Annotated in this window: 21 protein-coding genes; 15 read left to right on the forward strand and 6 right to left on the reverse strand. The window is 63.0% G+C overall.

Annotated features, from left to right (window positions below):
* The first annotated feature begins 8 nt into the window (after nucleotides 1-8).
* The 10 genes from VH564_RS06900 to VH564_RS06945 all read left to right on the forward strand — a co-directional run bounded on the left by VH564_RS06900 (nucleotide 9) and on the right by VH564_RS06945 (nucleotide 8,644).
* Nucleotides 9-311: a chorismate mutase gene (locus VH564_RS06900; RefSeq protein ID WP_423339063.1), complete on the forward strand. Its 303-nt coding sequence runs from the start codon at nucleotides 9-11 to the stop codon at nucleotides 309-311.
* 70 nt (nucleotides 312-381) lie between these two features.
* The gene (gene rpsP, locus VH564_RS06905) at nucleotides 382-756 is read left to right on the forward strand and encodes a 30S ribosomal protein S16 (RefSeq protein WP_423339064.1); all 375 of its coding nucleotides are present in this window, start codon (nucleotides 382-384) and stop codon (nucleotides 754-756) included.
* Between the two features lie 121 nt (nucleotides 757-877).
* Nucleotides 878-1,444: a ribosome maturation factor RimM gene (gene rimM, locus VH564_RS06910; protein WP_423339401.1), complete on the forward strand. Its 567-nt coding sequence runs from the start codon at nucleotides 878-880 to the stop codon at nucleotides 1,442-1,444.
* 5 nt (nucleotides 1,445-1,449) lie between these two features.
* Complete coding sequence (trmD, locus tag VH564_RS06915; RefSeq protein WP_423339065.1) at nucleotides 1,450-2,148, forward strand: tRNA (guanosine(37)-N1)-methyltransferase TrmD; 699 nt, start codon at nucleotides 1,450-1,452, stop codon at nucleotides 2,146-2,148.
* A 206-nt stretch (nucleotides 2,149-2,354) separates the two neighbouring features.
* Nucleotides 2,355-3,593 (forward strand): glycosyltransferase family 87 protein, encoded by a 1,239-nt coding sequence (locus VH564_RS06920; RefSeq protein WP_423339066.1) that lies wholly within the window; start codon nucleotides 2,355-2,357, stop codon nucleotides 3,591-3,593.
* Nucleotides 3,593-4,498, forward strand: coding sequence for a diaminopimelate epimerase (dapF, locus tag VH564_RS06925; RefSeq protein WP_423339067.1), 906 nt, complete (start codon nucleotides 3,593-3,595; stop codon nucleotides 4,496-4,498). The genes VH564_RS06920 and dapF overlap by 1 nt, the downstream gene beginning before the upstream one ends.
* Complete coding sequence (gene mtaB, locus VH564_RS06930) at nucleotides 4,495-5,769, forward strand: tRNA (N(6)-L-threonylcarbamoyladenosine(37)-C(2))-methylthiotransferase MtaB (protein WP_423339068.1); 1,275 nt, start codon at nucleotides 4,495-4,497, stop codon at nucleotides 5,767-5,769. Before dapF ends, mtaB begins: the two co-directional genes overlap by 4 nt.
* A gap of 14 nt (nucleotides 5,770-5,783) precedes the next feature.
* Nucleotides 5,784-7,313 (forward strand): signal recognition particle-docking protein FtsY, encoded by a 1,530-nt coding sequence (gene ftsY, locus VH564_RS06935; protein WP_423339069.1) that lies wholly within the window; start codon nucleotides 5,784-5,786, stop codon nucleotides 7,311-7,313.
* Nucleotides 7,314-7,406: 93 nt separating this feature from the next.
* Nucleotides 7,407-8,060, forward strand: coding sequence for a septation protein A (locus VH564_RS06940; protein ID WP_423339070.1), 654 nt, complete (start codon nucleotides 7,407-7,409; stop codon nucleotides 8,058-8,060).
* Nucleotides 8,057-8,644 carry a DUF2585 domain-containing protein gene (locus VH564_RS06945; protein ID WP_423339071.1) on the forward strand — a complete coding sequence of 196 codons (588 nt, stop codon included), beginning with the start codon at nucleotides 8,057-8,059 and terminating at the stop codon, nucleotides 8,642-8,644. The genes VH564_RS06940 and VH564_RS06945 overlap by 4 nt, the downstream gene beginning before the upstream one ends.
* Nucleotides 8,645-8,985: 341 nt before the next feature.
* Here the strand turns inward: VH564_RS06945 and VH564_RS06950 are convergent, their stop codons facing one another.
* The 5 genes from VH564_RS06950 to ccmA all read right to left on the reverse strand — a co-directional run bounded on the left by VH564_RS06950 (nucleotide 8,986) and on the right by ccmA (nucleotide 12,173).
* On the reverse strand, nucleotides 8,986-9,597 hold the full coding sequence (locus VH564_RS06950) for a DsbE family thiol:disulfide interchange protein (RefSeq protein WP_423339072.1): 612 nt from the start codon (nucleotides 9,595-9,597) through the stop codon (nucleotides 8,986-8,988).
* Complete coding sequence (gene ccmD / locus VH564_RS06955; RefSeq protein ID WP_423339073.1) at nucleotides 9,594-9,767, reverse strand: heme exporter protein CcmD; 174 nt, start codon at nucleotides 9,765-9,767, stop codon at nucleotides 9,594-9,596. The genes VH564_RS06950 and ccmD overlap by 4 nt, the downstream gene beginning before the upstream one ends.
* A gap of 4 nt (nucleotides 9,768-9,771) precedes the next feature.
* On the reverse strand, nucleotides 9,772-10,530 hold the full coding sequence (locus VH564_RS06960) for a heme ABC transporter permease (RefSeq protein WP_423339074.1): 759 nt from the start codon (nucleotides 10,528-10,530) through the stop codon (nucleotides 9,772-9,774).
* Nucleotides 10,531-10,588: 58 nt separating this feature from the next.
* A complete protein-coding gene (ccmB, locus tag VH564_RS06965; protein WP_423339075.1) occupies nucleotides 10,589-11,248 on the reverse strand; it encodes a heme exporter protein CcmB in 660 nt (219 codons plus the stop codon).
* Between the two features lie 259 nt (nucleotides 11,249-11,507).
* The gene (gene ccmA, locus VH564_RS06970; protein WP_423339076.1) at nucleotides 11,508-12,173 is read right to left on the reverse strand and encodes a heme ABC exporter ATP-binding protein CcmA; all 666 of its coding nucleotides are present in this window, start codon (nucleotides 12,171-12,173) and stop codon (nucleotides 11,508-11,510) included.
* A gap of 268 nt (nucleotides 12,174-12,441) precedes the next feature.
* Here ccmA and acnA point away from each other — a divergent pair, with 268 nt between their 5' ends.
* The 3 genes from acnA (at nucleotide 12,442) to VH564_RS06985 (ending at nucleotide 16,729) form a co-directional block, all read left to right on the forward strand.
* Nucleotides 12,442-15,132: an aconitate hydratase AcnA gene (gene acnA, locus VH564_RS06975; protein ID WP_423339077.1), complete on the forward strand. Its 2,691-nt coding sequence runs from the start codon at nucleotides 12,442-12,444 to the stop codon at nucleotides 15,130-15,132.
* Nucleotides 15,133-15,348: 216 nt separating this feature from the next.
* The gene (locus VH564_RS06980) at nucleotides 15,349-16,092 is read left to right on the forward strand and encodes a DUF1223 domain-containing protein (protein WP_423339078.1); all 744 of its coding nucleotides are present in this window, start codon (nucleotides 15,349-15,351) and stop codon (nucleotides 16,090-16,092) included.
* Nucleotides 16,093-16,327: 235 nt separating this feature from the next.
* Nucleotides 16,328-16,729, forward strand: coding sequence for a DUF2794 domain-containing protein (locus VH564_RS06985; protein WP_423339079.1), 402 nt, complete (start codon nucleotides 16,328-16,330; stop codon nucleotides 16,727-16,729).
* Nucleotides 16,730-17,313: 584 nt separating this feature from the next.
* Here VH564_RS06985 and VH564_RS06990 read toward each other — a convergent pair.
* Entirely contained in the window at nucleotides 17,314-17,520 is a 207-nt protein-coding gene (locus VH564_RS06990; protein ID WP_423339080.1) for a hypothetical protein, read from the reverse strand.
* An 11-nt stretch (nucleotides 17,521-17,531) separates the two neighbouring features.
* Here VH564_RS06990 and VH564_RS06995 point away from each other — a divergent pair, with 11 nt between their 5' ends.
* Entirely contained in the window at nucleotides 17,532-17,807 is a 276-nt protein-coding gene (locus tag VH564_RS06995) for a hypothetical protein (protein WP_423339081.1), read from the forward strand.
* Nucleotides 17,808-17,882: 75 nt separating this feature from the next.
* Nucleotides 17,883-18,302, forward strand: a complete 420-nt coding sequence (locus VH564_RS07000; RefSeq protein WP_423339082.1) for a helix-turn-helix domain-containing protein — start codon at nucleotides 17,883-17,885, stop codon at nucleotides 18,300-18,302.
* Nucleotides 18,303-18,424: the final 122 nt, after the last annotated feature.

The following is an 18,424-nucleotide window of genomic DNA, read 5'->3' on the forward strand; positions in this document are numbered from 1 at the left end:
GTGCCCGCATGACTGATATCGACGTCAAATCCCAGCTTGCCGGCTACCGCCAGTCGATCGACAACATCGACGCGGCGCTGGTCCACATGCTGGCCGAACGCTTCAGCTGCACCAAGGCCGTCGGCGTTCTCAAGGCCAAGTACAATTTGCCGCCGGCCGATCCGGCGCGCGAGGAATACCAGATCGAACGTCTGCGGCGGCTCGCCAAGGATGCCAATCTGGACCCGGATTTCGCCGAGAAGTTCTTGAACTTCGTCATTACCGAAGTCATCCGGCACCACGAACAGATCGCCGCCGAATTCAAGGCGTGATCGTCAAAGACTGAAAGACCAAGGCCGCCCGCCAAGGCGTCCGGACAACACTCTGAAGGAGTATGATACAATGGCACTGAAAATTCGTCTCGCCCGCGGTGGCTCCAAGAAGCGTCCTTACTACCACGTCGTCATCGCCGACGCCCGTTCGCCACGCGACGGCCGCTTCCTGGAAAAGGTCGGCTCGTGGAACCCGATGCTTGCCAAGGACGATGCCAAGCGCGTCGAACTCGACACGGCCCGCATCCAGCATTGGATCGAACAGGGCGCCCAGCCGACCGACCGCGTCCTGCGCTTCCTCTCGGAAGCCGGCGTTGCCAAGCGCGACCCGCGCAGCAACCCTGAAAAGGCAAAGCCAGGCAAGAAGGCCGAAGAGCGTATCGCTGAACGCGCCCAGAAGGCCGCTGACCTCGCCGCCGCTGCCGAAACGGCTGCCGCCGAATAAGCCTTCACCGGCAATCCTTGAGCGGGTGGCATGGCAACATGCCGCCCGCTTTTTATTTGCCATCGTTCCCGGTTCCTCTATGAAAAGAACGATGTTCACCCTCACAGTCTGCGGCATAGTCATGGCGAAACTCGAAAACCCTATCCTGATGGCCACGCTTGGCGGCGCGCAGGGGCTGCGCGGCGAGGTGCGGGCCAAATCCTATACCTCCGATCCGATGGCGCTCGGCGAATACGGCAATTTGCATGCTGCCGACGGCCGTGTGTTCGAGGTGCTGGATATCCGCCCCAGCAAGAATATCGTCATTATTCGCTTCCGCGGCATCAACGACCGCGATGCTGCCGAGGCACTGAACGGCCTGGAGCTTTTCGTCGAGCGCGACAACCTGCCGGACGACGAGCTCGAAGACGACGAGTTCTTCTACGCCGATCTCGAGGGCCTCGAGGCCGTCGATGCCCAGGGTGTCGGTTATGGCGTCGTCAGCGGCGTCTACGATTTCGGCGCCGGGGATCTGCTGGAGCTGAAGGGGCCGGGCAAGCGGCCGGTGCTGATCCCGTTTTCCGAAGCGGCCGTGCTGGAAATCGACCTCGAGAACGGCAAGGTGCTGATCGACCCGATGGCCGCCGGCCTGATCGACGATCCGACCGATATCGGCCAGCCGCCGAAATCCGACCGCCCGAAGAAGTAGGCCCGATGACGTTTCGGGCGACCATCCTGACGCTCTATCCGGAAATGTTTCCCGGCCATCTCGGCACGTCGCTCGCCGGCAAGGCAGCGGCGCGCGGCCAATGGTCGCTCGACACGCTGCAGATCCGCGATTTTTCCACCGACCGCCACCGCACCGTCGACGACACGCCCGCCGGCGGCGGCGCCGGCATGGTGCTGAAGCCCGACGTGCTCGCCCGTGCCATCGACGAGGCCGGCACCGACGACGGCCGTCCCCGCCTGCTGATGAGCCCGCGCGGCAAGCCCTTGACGCAGGCTCGCGTCCGCGAACTGGCGGATGGCCCGGGCGTCGTCATCGTCTGCGGCCGTTTCGAGGGCGTCGACCAGCGGGTGATCGATGCCCGCCATCTCGAGGAAGTCTCGATCGGCGATTACATACTCTCCGGTGGCGAGCCGGCAGCACTTGTGCTGCTCGATGCCATCGTCCGCATCCTGCCTGGTGTCATGGGCAACGATCTCTCAGGCACCCATGAGAGCTTTGAGAACGGTATGCTGGAGCATCCGCACTATACGCGCCCCCAGCAATGGGAAGGCCGCGACATTCCGGCGATCCTCACCTCGGGCAACCATGCCGCCATTGCCAAGTGGCAGGCCGAGCAGTCCCTGCAGCTAACCCGGAAGCGTCGGCCGGATCTGCTGGACAAGGCAGATGTTGCCGACGATTGATGCTCGGGCAGCTGCTTGCCCATGGGAGTGAATGTCTGTGTCTGACGGCGGGTCACGCATCGCACCAGGCTGGTTGCAACGCCTGGGCGCAGGATCGGCATGAACTGGGGCTTCCCGGTTTTCGATCTTGGGCACAGATCGGAAGGCGGGCAATTTTTTACGTCTTTGCGGTAAGAACTGCAGCATAATTCAAGTCGAGGCCGTCGATGCTGAAAGCTGCCCTTGCCAGACGTCTAGCACGACCACGGCGGCTGTCTGCCATCGCGTGGCTTGCCTTGCCTTTGCTGCTGCTGATCGCGGCATACGTTCTTTATGCAAATCCGTCGGTCGATCTCGAGCACAGGCTCGAGAAAATGGACTTTACCAATTACTGGGTGGGATCGAAGCTGATCCTGGGCGGCAGGGCGATGGAGCTCTTCAGTGGGCAGCAGACCTATTTCGCGGCGTTGCGCGAATTTGCCGGGCCGGACATCGGATGGCACAACTGGAGCTACCCGCCGCATTATCTCTTCTTCATCATGCCGTTCGGGCTTTTCGGCTACCTGCCGGCGGCGGCCGTCTTCCTGGCCCTGACGCTTTGCATCTATCTCCACGCCGTTTTGCTGTCGGCCGGGGGATCAAGGATGCTGCTGCTCCTTCTGCTGCTTCCGGCCATTCTCGGCAATGTCGTATTCATCCAGAACGGGTTTCTGATCTCCGGCCTCTTTGTCTATGGGCTGACGCTGCGCCAGAGCCGGCCGGTGCTTGCCGGCATCGCCCTCGGCATGCTGACCATCAAGCCGCAGCTCGGCTTTCTGCTGCCGGTCCTGCTGATCTTCGAGCGCCGTTGGGCTGTCATACTTTCGGCCACGGCCACGGCATCGATGATGATCGGCCTGGCAACCCTCATTTGGGGGCCGCAAGCCTGGGTCGGCTATTTCACAGTCAACCTTCCCTACCAGGGCGATGTGATGCTGCACCTCACCGGCATCTTCACGCATATGATGCCTTCGGTCTACGGATCGCTCCGGGCGCTGTCGGTCGCTCCTGATACGGCGCTTCTCGCGCACCTTCCGGTCGCGCTCCTGTCTTTCGTTGCCTACCTCATCTGCCTGCGACGGACAGACGGTCTACAAGCCCGCGCCACGGCAACGGTCTTTGCCACCTTCATGATCTCGCCCTATTCGCTGATCTACGATTTCTGCGCGCTGGCTGCGGTCGCGGCGCTTGCCGTCGTTTCGGCGGTCGAAACGGGCGCTCTCAATCGTCGGAACGGTCTTCTTGGTCTCGTGCCTCTGTTTATCGTGTGCCTGTTGCCGCTTCTGACACTGCCGCTCGCCCTTGCAGGCTTGCCCGTATCGCCCGTCATCATCGCCTTTGGCTGGTTTGCCGCCATGAGGTCCACCCAGACTGGTAATTCCCGGCAGTTTCCGCCATATACAGCCGAGAACAACGGAACGGTCTGATGAGCAACACGGTCGAATTCGCGCGGATGAACGGGCTTGGCAACAAGATCCTGGTCGTCGACATGCGCGGTCGCAAGGACAAGGTGACGCCCGAGGCGGCGATCGCGCTGAATGCCGACCCTGCCACCGCCTTCGACCAGATCATGGCGATCCACGATCCCAAGGCATCGGGCACGGATGCCTTCATCGATATCCTCAACTGCGATGGCACCAAGGCGCAGGCCTGCGGCAACGGCACGCGCTGCGTCGTCCAGGCGCTGTCGTCGGAGACCGGCCGCAAGTCGTTCACCTTCCAGACGGTCGCCGGCATCCTGAATGCCGTCGAGCACGACGACGGGACGATCTCGGTCGATATGGGCAAGCCGCAATTCGCCTGGGACAGGATCCCGCTGTCGGAAGAGTTCTTCGACACCAGCCGCATCGAACTGCAGATCGGGCCGATCGAGGCGCCGATCCTGCATTCGCCGTCCGTCGTGTCGATGGGCAATCCGCACGCGATCTTCTGGGTCGAGCGCGATGTGATGTCCTACGATCTTGCCCGCTTCGGGCCGATGCTCGAAAACCATCCGATGTTCCCGGAAAAGGCGAATATTACGCTGGCGCAGGTCACCTCGCCGTCGTCGATGATCACCCGCACCTGGGAGCGCGGCGCCGGGCTGACGCTCGCCTGCGGCTCGGCCGCCTGTGCCGCCGGCGTGTCCGCCGCCCGCACCGGCCGTACCGCTCGCACCGTCGAGATCGATGTGGCGAGCAGCGTGCCGCGCGGCACGCTCCAGATTGAGTGGCGCGGCGACGACCACGTCGTCATGACGGGTCCTGCCGTTTGGGAATGGTCCGGCCGACTCGATCCGGTGACGGGCGTCTTTACGCGCGACGAACAGCAGGCAGAGGTCCTGGCGCGGTGAGCGGCGTCGAGGTCATCACCTTCGGCTGCCGGCTCAATACCTACGAATCCGAGGTCATGCGCGGCGAGGCCGAGAAGGCCGGGCTCAACAACGCCATCTTGGTGAACACTTGTGCTGTGACCGGCGAGGCGGTGCGCCAGGCGCGCCAGGCCATCCGTCGGGCGCGCCGCGACAATCCGCATGCCCGCATCATCGTGTCAGGCTGTGCCGCCCAGACCGAGAAACAGACCTTTGCCGCCATGCCCGAGGTCGACATGGTGCTCGGCAACGAGGAGAAGCTGACGCGCGACAGCTACCGGGCGCTGCCTGATTTCGGCGTCTCGGCGGAGGAAAAGCTGCGGGTCAACGACATCATGAGCGTCCGCCACACGGCGCCGCAGATGGTCAAACATATCGACGGGCATGTGCGCGCCTTCATCCAGGTGCAGAACGGCTGCGACCATCGCTGCACCTTCTGCATCATCCCCTATGGCCGCGGCAATTCCCGCTCGGTGCCGATGGGAGCGGTCGTCGCGCAGGCGCGGCAGCTGGCGGCCTCGGGCTATGTCGAGATCGTGCTGACAGGCGTCGATGCCACGAGCTATGGTGGCGACCTGCCGGGCCAGCCGTCGCTCGGCATGCTCGCCAAGACCCTGCTCCGCCAGGTGCCCGAAATCCGCCGGCTGCGGCTGTCGTCGATCGACAGCATCGAGGCCGACCGGCATCTGCTCGACCTGATTGCCGACGAGCCGCGCTTCATGCCGCATCTGCACCTGTCTCTGCAGCATGGCGACGACATGATCCTGAAAAGAATGAAGCGACGCCACTCGCGGGCGGATGCGCTGGCTTTCTGCGCGCAAGTGCGCTCGCTCAGGCCCGACATCAGCCTCGGTGCCGACATGATCGCCGGGTTCCCCACGGAGACGGAGGCGATGTTCGACAATGCCGTGAGCATGGCGGAAGAGGCCGGCATCGCCCATCTGCACGTCTTTCCCTACAGTCCGCGACCCGAAACGCCGGCAGCGCGCATGCCGCAGCTCGACCGGGGTGTGGTCAAGGAGCGAGCGGCGCGGCTGAGGGCCACTGGACTTCGGCTGCAGCAATCCCATCTCGATGCCATGGTCGGCACGACGCAATGGCTGCTTGTCGAAAACAACGGCATGGCGCATACGGAAAACTTCACGCTTGTCGCGGCACCTGGCCTTGCGCCCCGCGCGCTGGTCGCAGCCGTCATTACCGGCCACGACGGCAAGCGTCTCGACATGCAACTTGACCCCGCGCAAGCGGCCTGACTGACGGAAATTCCATGGCGCTCGGATTCATCAAGAAAGTCTTCACCTTCCGTCACGACCAGCCGGGCTTCAACGATGTCCCGGAGGTGCCGGTCGAGGACAAGGCTGTCACGTCCGAGCTGGAGCCGAAAAGTCGCGAGGAACATCTGCCTGTGGCGGCCGATCCCGTTCTCGCAGCGGAGATGGAGACGGCCGGCGGGCCTGTGGCCGATGGGATCGTGGGCGATGGCGAGGATGAAACGCCGCCGATCCTGCCCGATGTCATGGCGCTCAACGATCTCGGCGTCACGCCTTTGGCGTTGCTGGAAGCCGAGGCTGAGATTCCCGAGGGTGGGGCGACACCCCCCTCTGTCCCTGCGGGACATCTCCCCCACAAGGGGGGAGATCAGCCGGAGGATGACGCGGCTCCGACGACAATCGTTGATAGCCTCGCCTCCCCAGCGAAGGGAGTGGTGCCCGAAGAGGCTGCCGCATCCCCAATCTCCCCCCTCGTGGGGGAGATGTCAGCGAAGCTGACAGAGGGGGGCGATCTGGCCCCGCAGCCGACCATCCCGTCCCCTCCCATCCTCCCCAAGGGTTTTTCCACCGGCCCGGCCATCGTCGCGCCCGTGCCGGAAGCCCCGAAGACCACCTGGTTCGAGCGCCTGCGCGCCGGCTTGTCGCGCACGTCTTCGCAGTTGACCGGGCAGATCACCGCGCTGTTCACCAAGCGCAAGCTGGACGACCAGACGCTGCAGGATCTCGAGGATCTGTTGATCCAGGCCGACCTCGGCGTCGAGACCGCGCTGCGCATCACCGATACGCTGGCCTCCGAGCGCTACGGCAAGGATGTGTCCGGCCAGGATGTCAGCCGCATCATGGCGGCCGAGATCGTCAAGGTGCTGAAGCCGGTGGCCAAGCCCTTGCAACTCGACCTCAGCCACAAGCCGCATGTCATCCTCGTCGTCGGCGTCAACGGCACCGGCAAGACCACGACGATCGGCAAGCTGGCCTCCAAACTGTCGGGCTCCGGCCTGAAGGTGATGGTGGCGGCGGGCGACACGTTTCGCGCTGCGGCCATCGAGCAGCTGAAGATCTGGGCCGACCGGACGAAGTCGACCTTTGTCGGCACCAAGATCGGCGCCGATGCGTCCGGGCTCGCTTACGAAGCCTTCCAGCAGGCAAAGGCCAACGGCACCGACGTGCTCATCATCGACACCGCTGGCCGGCTGCAGAACAAGAAGGAGCTGATGGACGAGCTGGAAAAGATCGTCCGCGTGCTCGGCAAGCTCGATCCCGAGGCGCCCCATACCGTGCTGCAGACGCTCGATGCCACCACCGGCCAGAACGCCCTCAACCAGGTCGAGATCTTCCGCAATGTTGCCGGCGTTAACGGTCTTATCATGACCAAGCTTGACGGCACGGCCCGCGGCGGCATTCTTGTCGCCATCTCGGCCAAGCACAAGCTGCCGGTCTATTTCATCGGCGTCGGCGAAGGGGTGGACGATCTGGAGCCGTTCGAGGCCGAGGAGTTCGCCCAGGCGATCGCCGGGATTGACGGATAGGGCCGGCTGGCGGCGCAAGCGCCTTGCCCGCCATAGATAAGCCATCGACGCCGATCATGGCGCAACGGAATTTGGACCAGGTCAGGACGGATAATGACGAGCAGCGACAACGACGTAACACCGAGCACAGCGGATCGTCAGAATCCGATGTTGAAGATGGCGCTCGAGATCGGGCCGCTGATGGTGTTCTTCTTTGCCAATTTGCGCGGCCCCTGGCTGGTGACGCAGTTCCCAGCGCTCTCCACACTGGGCGGACCGCTGTTCGTTGCCACCGGGCTGTTCATGGCGGCCACCATCCTGTCGCTCGTCGTCTCGAAATTCGTGCTCGGCCATCTGCCGATCATGCCCTTCGTCTCCGGCATCGTTGTGCTGGTGTTCGGCACGCTGTCGATCTACCTGCAGGACGAGACCTTCATCAAGATGAAGCCGACGATCATAAACGCGCTGTTCGGCTGCGCCCTTCTCGGCGGGCTGTTCTTCGGCAAGTCGCTGCTCGGCTATGTGTTCAACGCCGCCTTCCAGCTCGATGCCGAGGGCTGGCGCAAGCTGACCGTGCGCTGGGGCATCTTCTTCCTGTTCCTCGCCGTCCTCAACGAAGTGATCTGGCGCAACTTCTCCGACGATTTCTGGGTCGCCTTCAAGGTCTGGGGCACGATGCCGATCACCATCCTCTTCACGCTCTCGCAGATGCCATTGATCATGAAGCACACCGTGCAGCCGCCCGCTGCCGCGGATGCCGAGAAATGACGGTCGTCGAAGAGACGCACCGGGCAAACCGCCACACGGCATGGTTCGTCGCCTGCCTCGCCGTGCTGCTGGTGCAGGTCGTTGCCGAGCACTTCATGGGCCGGGTTGCCATCTGCACCTGCGGCTATGTCAAATTGTTCGAGCCTGGTGTCAATTCCAGCGGCAATTCGCAGCATATCGCCGACTGGTACACGCCGTCGCACATCATTCACGGCTTCCTGTTTTTCGGTCTGACGCACCTCATTCTGCGCGCCAAGCCTCTGTCGCTCCGGCTGTTCGTCGCCATGCTGATCGAAACCGGCTGGGAGATCCTCGAGAACTCGCCCATCATTATCGACCGCTATCGGACGACGACGATGTCGCTCGCCTATGTCGGCGACAGCATCCTGAATTCCGCGATGGACACGGTGTTCATGGTCGTCGGCTTCCTCTTCGCCTGGCGCGCGCCGGTGTGGCTCACCATTGCCATCGCCATCTTCTTCGAGCTCCTGACAGGCTGGCTGATCCGCGACAACCTCACTTTGAACGTGCTGATGCTGGTCTGGCCGGTCGAGGCGGTGAAGACCTGGCAGGCGGCGCTGTAGGTCTGGCAGCGTTCTGGCTTTGCAGGCAGCGATATAGGTGTGTCGGGGCAGCGCTGTAAGTTTGGCAGGCAGCGCTGTAGGTCTGTTGAACGAAGAAGCGCCACCCCCACTCTCCCTCATTCCTGTGCTTGTCACAGGAATCCAGCCACCGCGCGTCTGCGCGGTGAATGATGCCCTTGCAGAGTCATGTCCCCCCGCGCCGCAGACGCGGCGCACTGGATCCCTGTGACAAGCACAGGGATGAGGGAGGAGAGGGTGGCGGCTAACGCTGTGGCTAGTGGTTCAGGTGCGACTGGTGGCCCGCCGCGCGAGGTTAATGAACGACGGCGGGCGTATCGAGGTTACGATCCCGGCTTGCCCAATACCTTGTCGATCGCTGGATAAAGCCCTTCCTTCAGGCTGAGTGCGTCGAAGGGGCCGACGCGTTTGTAGAGGATGGTGCCATCAGGGGCGACCAGGTAGGATTCGGGGACGCCGTAGACGCCCCAGTCGATGGCCGCTGCCCCCTTCGGATCGACACCGATCGCCTTGAAGGGATTGCCGAGTTCCTCGAGGAAGCGCAGCGCGTTGGCGGGCTGGTCCTTGTAGTTGATGGCGACGATGTTGAGCCTGCTGTCGGCGGCCAGCTGCTTCAGGAGCGGATGCTCCTCGCGGCAAGGAATGCACCAGGAGGCAAAGACGTTGACCAGCGTCAGCTTGCCCTTGATCGCCTCATCCGTGAGGGCCGGTACGTTGGCGCCTTCAAGCGGCGGCAGCGCCAGCGAGGGCGCCTTTTCCCCAATCAGCGCCGAGGGAATGGCGGCGATGTCCTTGCCGTGAAAATCCTGGTCGTAGAGCATCTTGCCGGCTGTGCCGGCGATGATCCCGAAGACCGCGAGCGGCAGCAGGGCAAAGGCAAAGCGGCCGATGCCGCGTCGCGGCGGGGTGGTATCCTCGTTGATGTTTTCGGTCATGGTGCGGTCGCTTCCGGCTTGGGCTGCGACCGGCGGCGGATGCCGGAGGCTTCGAGGGCTGCCAGTTCGCGCAGGCGCAGGCGGCCGTCGGCCCATGTCCAGCCGACGAGGGCAAGGACGACAAACGCGGCGAAGCCGTAGGATCCGTAGACGTAGAAGGCGTGATCCATCGTCTCAACCCTCGCGGCTTGCCATGCGGGCGGCAAGGCGGCGCTGGGCGGCGATGCGGCGGCGCCAGATTTCGTTGCGGATCGCCATCAGGTGCAGCGTGAAGAACAGCAGCGTGAAGGCGAGCGCCATCACGAACAGCGGCCAGAGAAATTCCGGCGCGATGGTCGGCCCGTCCAGCCGCATGATGCTTGCCGGCTGGTGCAGCGTGTTCCACCATTCGACGGAGAACTTGATGATCGGGATGTTGACGAAGCCGACGAGGATCAGCACCGCCGTCACCCGCGCACCGCGCGAGGGATCGTCGATGGCGCGGCTGAGCGCGATCAGGCCGAGATACATCAGGAACAGGATGAAGACCGAGGTCAGCCGCGCGTCCCAGACCCAGTAGGTGCCCCACATCGGCTTGCCCCAAAGCGAGCCGGTGACCAGCGCCAGCAGCGTGAAGGCGGCGCCGAGCGGGGCTGCGGCCTTGGCGGCGACGTCGGCCAGCGGATGGCGCCAGACCAGCGTGCCGACGGCAGCAAGGCTCATCACCGTGTAGCACATCATCGACAGCCAGGCGGCCGGCACATGGATGTACATGATGCGCACGGTATCGCCCTGCTGGTAGTCGGCATCGGTCGAGAAGGAGAGATAGAGGCCGATAGCAAAGAGGAGCGCTGTGATCGCCGCAAGCCAGGGAATGACACGGCTCGCCAGCGCCAGAAACCGGGTCGGATTGGCCAGATCGGAAAACCGGAGGGCAGGGCTGACGTCGCTCATCGATTGTCCTTAGCGCGATATTGTGAAGGCTGCAATTCATAGGCCGATGGCACGGCAATCAATCCGTCGTGTTTCTGAGTGCCAGCACGGCTGCGACGGGTCCGAGGACCGCAAAGAACAGCGTCAGGGCGATGAGGATCAGGAAGGGCGGCAGGAACGGCGCCGGCCCCTCGACCGCCGCATAGGTGGCGGAAACGCCGAAGATCAGCACCGGGATTGCCAGCGGCAGGATCAGGATCGACACCAGCAGCCCGCCGCGCGGCAGGGCGACGGCGACGGCTGCGCCGACCGCGCCGATCAGCGTGATGGCCGGCGTGCCCACCAGCAATGTCAGCATGGTGGCACCGATTGCCGTCTCGTTCATGTTCATGAACAGGCCCAGCAGCGGCGAAGCGATCACCAGCGGCAGGCCTGTCGCCGTCCAGTGGGCGGCGCATTTGACGAGCACGGTCAGCACGAGCGGCGTCTCCTGCATCAGGAGCAGATCGAGCGAACCATCGTCGCGCTCGGCCTGGAACAGCCGGTCGAGGCCGAGCAGCGCCGACAGCAACGCGCCGATCCAGACGATGGCCGGGCCGATCCGGGCCAGCAGCTTCAGGTCCGGCCCGACGCCGAAGGGGATGACCGCGACGACGGTGAGGAAGAACAGCACGCCGATCAGCGCGCCGCCGCCGGAGCGTACGGAGAGTTTTAGGTCGCGCAGGAAGAGGGCGATCATGGGTGGGCTCCGTCGGTGGGCAAGTTGCGCGTGTCCGGAGAGTTGCCGAGGCTTCTGTCGTGAGGAGGGTCACCCCCCTCTGTCACCTTCGGTGACATCTCCCCCACAAGGGGGGAGATTGGGCGGTCGTGGCTGCTTTTGACAAGCAAGGACCTGCGATCGCGTGCGAGGTTGGCAAGGAAAAAGAATGATCTCCCCCCTTGTGGGGGAGATGTCACGCAGTGACAGAGGGGGGTAGGCTGCCGCAAACTCAAGACCATCAACCCCACACTCCCTCATCCACCCCGGCAAATCCGGTCATTGCCAGATCGCGGGCATTGTTGAGCCCGAGAGGCTGGTGGGTGGCGGCGAGGACGATGCCGCCGCGTTGCTGGTGGGCGGTGATGAGGTCGGCAAACAGGAGGTCGGCGCTGGCGTCGAGGGCGGCGGTGGGCTCGTCGAGGATCCAGACCGGGCGATGGGCGACGAGCAGCTTGGCAAAGGCGAGGCGGCGCTGCTGGCCGGCCGAGAGATAGCCGAACGGCAGGTGCAGGATGCCGGCAAGACCGACGGCGTCGGCGGCGTCCTCGACGGGCAGTCCAGGGGAGTGGCCGGGGCTTGTGCCGTCGTCGGCATCGCCGAGGAAGGCCCGCCAGAAGGTGAGGTTTTCGGCCACGGAAAGCTCGCTTTTCATCGCGTTGCGGTGGCCGAAATAGTGGCTGATTTCCCGCACCGGGCGCTCGGCACTGCCCTTTTCGTCGACGAAGATCGTCCGTCCCTTATCTGCGGCCAGAAGGCCGGCGACGACCCGCAGCAGGGTCGATTTGCCTGAGCCATTGCGGCCGGTCAGGATCAGCGCCTCGCCGGCGCTCAAGTGAAAGGAAATGTTAACGAAAATCAGGTCTTCGCCCCGCCTGGCAGCCAGCTTTTCGGCACTCAGATGCATGGGTGAAGGCCTTCCCTGTTGGCACGAAGCAGACGCAAAAAATTGTCCGATTTTGCGCTTGTCTGCTATGGCAAGTTTTTTAGAAATTATCTATAAGACCTGCAACGCGCCAGCGGTCGGCGTGAACTTCATCCTAGCGCCGAACTTGCGGTTGTTTTCAAAGCAATCTCACGTGCGGACAGCGGAAATGGCCGTACCCGCATCCTGATGTGCATTACGTGCATAGGCGTCCCGCACGACTGTGTTGGCTATCAGAACGGGGTCTCTCGTGTCTAAATCTCTCGATAGTTTCAATTGCCGTTCCACGCTCAGCGTGAACGGAAAGGAATATGTCTACTACAGCCTGCCCAAGGCTGAGGCAAACGGCCTTTCCGGTATTTCCAAGCTGCCCTATTCCATGAAGGTCGTGCTGGAAAACCTGCTGCGCAACGAAGACGGCCGCTCGGTTGTCAAGAAGGACATCGAAAGCGTCGCCGCCTGGCTCTCCGACAAGGGGACCGCTGAAAGCGAGATCGCCTACCGTCCGGCCCGCGTGCTGATGCAGGACTTCACCGGCGTTCCCGCCGTCGTCGATCTGGCCGCCATGCGCGATGCCATGGTCGCTCTCGGTGGCGATCCGGAGAAGATCAACCCGCTGGTTCCGGTCGACCTGGTCATCGACCACTCCGTCATCGTCGACGAGTTCGGCACGCCGACGGCGCTCGCCCGCAACGTCGAGCTCGAATACGAGCGCAACGGCGAACGCTACCGCTTCCTCAAGTGGGGCCAGCAGGCCTTCAAGAATTTCCGCGTCGTTCCTCCGGGAACCGGTATCTGTCACCAGGTGAACCTCGAATATCTCGGCCAGACCGTCTGGACGAAGGAAGAGGATGGGGAAACGGTGGCTTACCCCGACACCTGCGTCGGCACCGATAGCCACACCACGATGATCAACGGTCTCGGCGTTCTCGGCTGGGGCGTCGGCGGCATCGAAGCCGAGGCTGCCATGCTCGGCCAGCCGGTTTCCATGCTCCTGCCAGAGGTCATCGGCTTCAAGCTGACCGGCAAGCTCAAGGAAGGCTGCACGGCAACCGACCTCGTGCTGATGGTCGTGCAGATGCTGCGCAAGAAGGGCGTCGTGTCCAAGTTCGTCGAATTCTTCGGCGTCGGTCTCGACAGCATGTCGCTTGCCGACCGCGCCACCATCGGCAACATGGGTCCGGAATACGGCGCCACCTGCGGCTTCTTCCCGGTCGACGGCGAAACCATCAACTACCTCACCATGTCCGGCCGCACCACCGACCGGATCGCGCTGGTCGAAGCCTATTCCAAGGCGCAAGGCATGTGGCGCGACAATGACGGCTCCGAGCTGGTCTTCACCGACACGCTGGAACTGGACCTCGGCGACGTCGTGCCCGCCATGGCCGGCCCGAAGCGTCCGGAAGGCCGCGTTCCGCTCGAAGGCATCGCCGCCGGCTTTGCCGCAGCGCTTGAAGCCGACTACAAGAAGCCAGGCCAGCTCGGCATGCGCTACCCTGTCGAAGGCACGGACTATGACCTCGGTCACGGCGACGTGGCGATCGCCGCCATCACCTCCTGCACCAACACGTCCAACCCGTCGGTGCTGATCGCTGCCGGCCTGTTGGCGCGCAATGCCGTTGCCAAGGGCCTGACGTCCAAGCCGTGGGTGAAGACCTCTCTCGCACCAGGTAGCCAGGTCGTTGCCGAATATCTGGCAAAGTCCGGCCTACAGACCGATCTCGACCAGCTCGGCTTCAACCTGGTCGGCTTTGGCTGCACCACCTGCATCGGCAATTCCGGCCCGCTGCCGGCGCCGATCTCCAAGACCATCAACGACAAGGGCCTGATTGCCGCCGGCGTTCTCTCCGGCAACCGCAATTTCGAAGGCCGCGTGTCGCCCGACGTCCAGGCGAACTATCTCGCCTCGCCGCCGCTGGTCGTCGCCTACGCGCTTGCCGGTTCGGTACAGATCGACCTGACCAACGAGCCTCTCGGCACCGACAAGAACGGTAGCCCGGTGTTCCTCAAGGACATCTGGCCAACCTCGCATGAAATCCAGGAATTCATCCTGAAATACGTCACCCGCGAACTCTACGAAACCAAGTACGCCGACGTGTTCAAGGGCGATGTCAACTGGCAGGCCGTGCAGGTTCCTCCGGGCCAGACCTATGCCTGGGACGACAATTCGACCTATGTGCAGAACCCGCCCTACTTCGTCGGCATGGGCAAGAGCGGCGCCGGCATCTCCGATATCAAGGGTGCCCGCGTTCTCGGCCTGTTCGGCGACAAGATCACCACCGACCACATCTCTCCGGCCGGTTCGATCAAGGCGGCGTCGCCTGCCGGCGCGTATCTCCTGGAACACCATGTCGGCGTTGCCGACTTCAACCAGTACGGCACGCGGCGTGGCAACCATGAAGTGATGATGCGCGGCACGTTCGCCAACATCCGCATCCGCAACCACATGCTCGGCCCGAACGGCAAGGAAGGTGGCTACACCATCCACTACCCGTCCAAGGAAGAGGAATCTATCTACGACGCGGCCATGCAGTACAAGGCCGAAGGCGTGCCGCTGGTCATCTTCGCCGGCGTCGAATACGGCAACGGCTCGTCGCGTGACTGGGCTGCCAAGGGCACCAACCTGCTCGGCGTCAAGGCCGTCATCGCCCAGTCCTTCGAGCGCATCCACCGCTCGAACCTGGTCGGCATGGGCGTCATCCCCTTCGTCTTCGAAGAAGGCACGACCTGGGCCTCGCTCGAATTGAAGGGCGACGAGACCGTCACCATCGAAGGTCTCGAGAACATCAAGCCGCGCGAAAAGAAGACCGCCGTCATCACCTACGGCGACGGCACGGTGAAGAACGTGCCGCTGATCAGCCGCGTCGATACGCTCGACGAGGTGGTCTACCTCAACAATGGCGGCATCCTGCAGACCGTTCTGCGCGACCTCGCCGCCTGATCGCATTCCTGTCGATCCATAACGCCGCCGGAGAGCGATCTCCGGCGGCGTTGTCGTTTCACGCTGATGTGTATTGCCGCGTGTCGTTGCGGCGCTGTCTCACCCGTTCGTGACTTTGCTGCGAGGTTGCGAGCCATTATCTCTTGTTTCAGGTTTGTCAGGCTTGATGCCGGCCACGGATTTTGACAATCAAGGTCTGAAATGAGGTGTTCTGCCATGTCCCTTCGGCTCTTGATCCCCCTGCTGGCTGGCGTTGCCCTTGCCGGGTCGGCGCATGCGCAGCAGCTTGGTAAGCTGAAGGGCGTCGTCGAGCTGTTCACCTCGCAGGGCTGCGCTTCCTGTCCTCCCGCCGATGCCGCCTTGCAGCGGCTGATCGCCCAGGGCGACGTCGTCGCGCTCGCCTATCACGTCGATTATTGGAATTACCTCGGCTGGAACGACACCATGGCGTCGAAGGAAAACACCGATCGCCAGTACAGCTATGCGCGCACCCTCGGGCGAAGCAGCGTCTACACGCCGCAGGCCGTCCTCAATGGGCGGGATCACCTGAACGGAGCGGATCTCGGCGCCATCAACGTCAAGCTCGACGATCTTTCCCGGGCCGGGCAGGGGCTGGTCGTCCCGGTCAGTGCGGCCATGAAGGGCGACGAGCTGGAAATCGATATCGCGGCGGGTCAGGGCAAAGCCAATGTCGTCGTCGCCTATTTTGATAGACAGCAGCGCGTCGACGTAACCAAGGGCGACAATGTCGGTCAGCAGATCGCCTATATGCACAGCGTTTCGGACGTCGAGACGGTTGGCATGTGGGAGGGCAAGCCAATGCACCTGACGCTGCCTGCCAACGTCATGGAAAAGGCTGGCCGCAAGGGGCTCGCGGTTCTGCTGCAGTCCTCGACGCCGGCGGGAGACCCGGCGGCGATCATTGGTGCAACGGCCATGACCCTCGGCGCGGACGACTAGGCAGTTATATGCCAAGTCCAAGGCGGCCAGCCCGGCAGGCGATTCAAGGCTTGAGGGGGGATGCCGAACCTGCCCGCCGGGGATTCCTGGCAACGCGACCAGGAATAGCAATAGAACTGGCGCAGCGAGGCTTGTCGTCAAGACAGACAGATCAAGAACTCCGCCGTCTTGCATTTTTGCAGCGGCGGGGCGACACTGTCATCCTGCTGTCACGAGCGGAGGCTTCGAGGAATTAATGACTGATCAGCCGGATTTAAGGCGCGGCGAAGGCCATGGCGTCGAGAACAACAGTTCCGTCGTCGTCGATATCAGCCAATACAAGCAGAGCAAGGACACCTTGCCGGTGACCTTCCATCGCCGCGAGCTTGACGCCATTCTGTGGATCTACGGCCGCATGGTCGGCGAAAACGAGTGGCGCGACTACGCCATCGACCATACCCGCGACAAGGCGATTTTCTCGGTCTTCAAACGCTCGGGCGAACTTCCGCTCTTTCGCATCGAGAAGGATCCGAAGCTTGCTGCCAAGCAGGGCGCCTATTCCGTCATCAACACCAACGGCATGATCCTGAAGCGTGGGCATGAACTGCGGCAGGTGCTGAAGGTGTTCGACAAGGCGCTGAAGCTGGTGGAAAAATAGCCAGACCGCGCGCCAGTCTGAGGCGGCGTGCCGTCCGCCAGCATGTCTCAATGGGTGCGGTAGACGAGATAGAAGGCCAGGGCCCAGCACATGATGGTCGATAGGCTCAGAAGAATAATTCCGGTACGCAAAAAATCTCTCCGCAACTTGTGGTGCCAAGCAACCGGGTACGAAGTCGGTGGCTAAAGAGTTTCAACCCACGACCAGATTCGGCAACTCCCGTGGGTATGTCCCGCCAAAATGATGTCGAGCGCCAGCGGTGCGAAGCGTGGCGGTTCCACCAGATAGCCCGCTCCTCGTTGACTGCAAAAGCAGGATCGAAATCCTAACTCCTTCCTTGCCGTGAAGTTTATCGACACGCGCGCTTTCCTCAGCTCTCCCGTCAATATTCACGGTGAACGGCGCATTGTGGGTTGGGATACCTCCTCACACCGGCGGTTGTATACTTATATGGTGCTATTCAAGATAGAAATAGACTAGGATTTTCATCCTATCTGATTCTGCCTTGGGACGATCCCGTGGAAATATCAACGCAGTCGGAGGCGGTCGCCGTTACGCCCGGTGCGGTCCCCGAGCTGCGTCTTTTAACCTCTGGTGTCGATGATCCCGTCGATGCCTGGCGCGCCTGCCTCGATGTTCTGTTTGACGGCGTGCATTTTTCCACAGGCAATGATTTTCAAGCCAGCCTGACCGTCCGGCATCTTGGTACGTTTCTCCTCTGCAGGAGTTTTGCGGGCGGTGCTCGGTTTTCGCGTAGCGCGCGGCTGGTCGAGAGGGACGACGTCGATCATCTCGTCATCTCGTGCCTGCTGAGTGGCCGCATTGCGGCGGGCAGCCCAGCGCGGGCCATTCGCCCGGGGATATCACCATCGTCGACCTTACTACACCGCTTGTCTTTGCGATGTCGGCGGCGGATGCGCTGCACGTGATCGTGCCGCGCACGGCACTGCCCAGCGCCGTCGCCTCGACGGGCTCCATGCCGTGGCGCGTCCTGAAGAAGGAGACGGCGATGGGTATCCTGCTGCGCGGCGTGATCGATGGGCTCTTCAAGGCGTCGCAATATTTCGATGCCGGCTAGGCCGGTGCGCTCGGCGCCTATTTTCCCGAACTTCTCGGCTGTCTGCTCGCTACGCCGTCTGGCGCGGTGATCGCGGTGGCGGCGAAGGGCGGTCTCGGCCGCCGGCTGCGCCGCCACATCGAAGACAATCTCAATCGGACGGATCTGACATCGGCACGGCTGGCGCGCGAGGTCGGCATTTCCCGGAGCCAGCTTTATCGGCAGTTCGAGGCGAGCGGCGGTGTCGACCGCTATATCCGCCGGCGCCGGCTGCGCCGCTCGCTCCAGGCCCTGACCGATCCCCGTCGCGCCGGTCTCAGGATCGGAGACATCGCCTTCGATGTCGGCTTTTCCGACGAGGCGCATTTCAGCCGCCTGTTCCGGCAGGCCTATGGACAATCGCCTCGGGAGGCGCGGACGGCGGCGCGGGACAAGCGCAGCCAGGCTGCGGCCGCCAATTTTCCTGGCTCCGGCACGTCTTTTGCCGAGTGGCTGCTCACCCTCGGAGTTCAGTGATCCGCCGTCTGTCGATTGGGACGGCCGTCCAGGTTTTCGGGACGCCTGTCCAAGGACATTCGGCACCGCATCGCTACTATCGACCCCAACGAAGCCATTGTTACTGCAACGAAATCTTGTGA

It is taken from the genome of Rhizobium sp. HT1-10, assembly GCF_049472505.1.
In the GTDB taxonomy this organism is placed as follows: Bacteria; Pseudomonadota; Alphaproteobacteria; order Rhizobiales; family Rhizobiaceae; genus Rhizobium.

Excerpts from the sequence above, each read along its gene's own strand:
- VH564_RS06900 (WP_423339063.1), top strand. The coding sequence starts at position 9 with ATGACTGATATCGACGTCAAATCCCAGCTTGCCGGCTACCGCCAGTCG.
- rpsP (WP_423339064.1), top strand. The coding sequence starts at position 382 with ATGGCACTGAAAATTCGTCTCGCCCGCGGTGGCTCCAAGAAGCGTCCT.
- rimM (WP_423339401.1), top strand. The coding sequence starts at position 878 with ATGGCGAAACTCGAAAACCCTATCCTGATGGCCACGCTTGGCGGCGCG.
- trmD (WP_423339065.1), top strand. The coding sequence starts at position 1,450 with ATGACGTTTCGGGCGACCATCCTGACGCTCTATCCGGAAATGTTTCCC.
- VH564_RS06920 (WP_423339066.1), top strand. The coding sequence starts at position 2,355 with ATGCTGAAAGCTGCCCTTGCCAGACGTCTAGCACGACCACGGCGGCTG.
- dapF (WP_423339067.1), top strand. The coding sequence starts at position 3,593 with ATGAGCAACACGGTCGAATTCGCGCGGATGAACGGGCTTGGCAACAAG.
- ftsY (WP_423339069.1), top strand. The coding sequence starts at position 5,784 with ATGGCGCTCGGATTCATCAAGAAAGTCTTCACCTTCCGTCACGACCAG.
- VH564_RS06940 (WP_423339070.1), top strand. The coding sequence starts at position 7,407 with ATGACGAGCAGCGACAACGACGTAACACCGAGCACAGCGGATCGTCAG.
- VH564_RS06945 (WP_423339071.1), top strand. The coding sequence starts at position 8,057 with ATGACGGTCGTCGAAGAGACGCACCGGGCAAACCGCCACACGGCATGG.
- VH564_RS06950 (WP_423339072.1), bottom strand. The coding sequence starts at position 9,597 with ATGACCGAAAACATCAACGAGGATACCACCCCGCCGCGACGCGGCATC.
- ccmD (WP_423339073.1), bottom strand. The coding sequence starts at position 9,767 with ATGGATCACGCCTTCTACGTCTACGGATCCTACGGCTTCGCCGCGTTT.
- VH564_RS06960 (WP_423339074.1), bottom strand. The coding sequence starts at position 10,530 with ATGAGCGACGTCAGCCCTGCCCTCCGGTTTTCCGATCTGGCCAATCCG.
- ccmB (WP_423339075.1), bottom strand. The coding sequence starts at position 11,248 with ATGATCGCCCTCTTCCTGCGCGACCTAAAACTCTCCGTACGCTCCGGC.
- ccmA (WP_423339076.1), bottom strand. The coding sequence starts at position 12,173 with ATGCATCTGAGTGCCGAAAAGCTGGCTGCCAGGCGGGGCGAAGACCTG.
- VH564_RS06980 (WP_423339078.1), top strand. The coding sequence starts at position 15,349 with ATGTCCCTTCGGCTCTTGATCCCCCTGCTGGCTGGCGTTGCCCTTGCC.
- VH564_RS06985 (WP_423339079.1), top strand. The coding sequence starts at position 16,328 with ATGACTGATCAGCCGGATTTAAGGCGCGGCGAAGGCCATGGCGTCGAG.
- VH564_RS06990 (WP_423339080.1), bottom strand. The coding sequence starts at position 17,520 with ATGATCGACGTCGTCCCTCTCGACCAGCCGCGCGCTACGCGAAAACCG.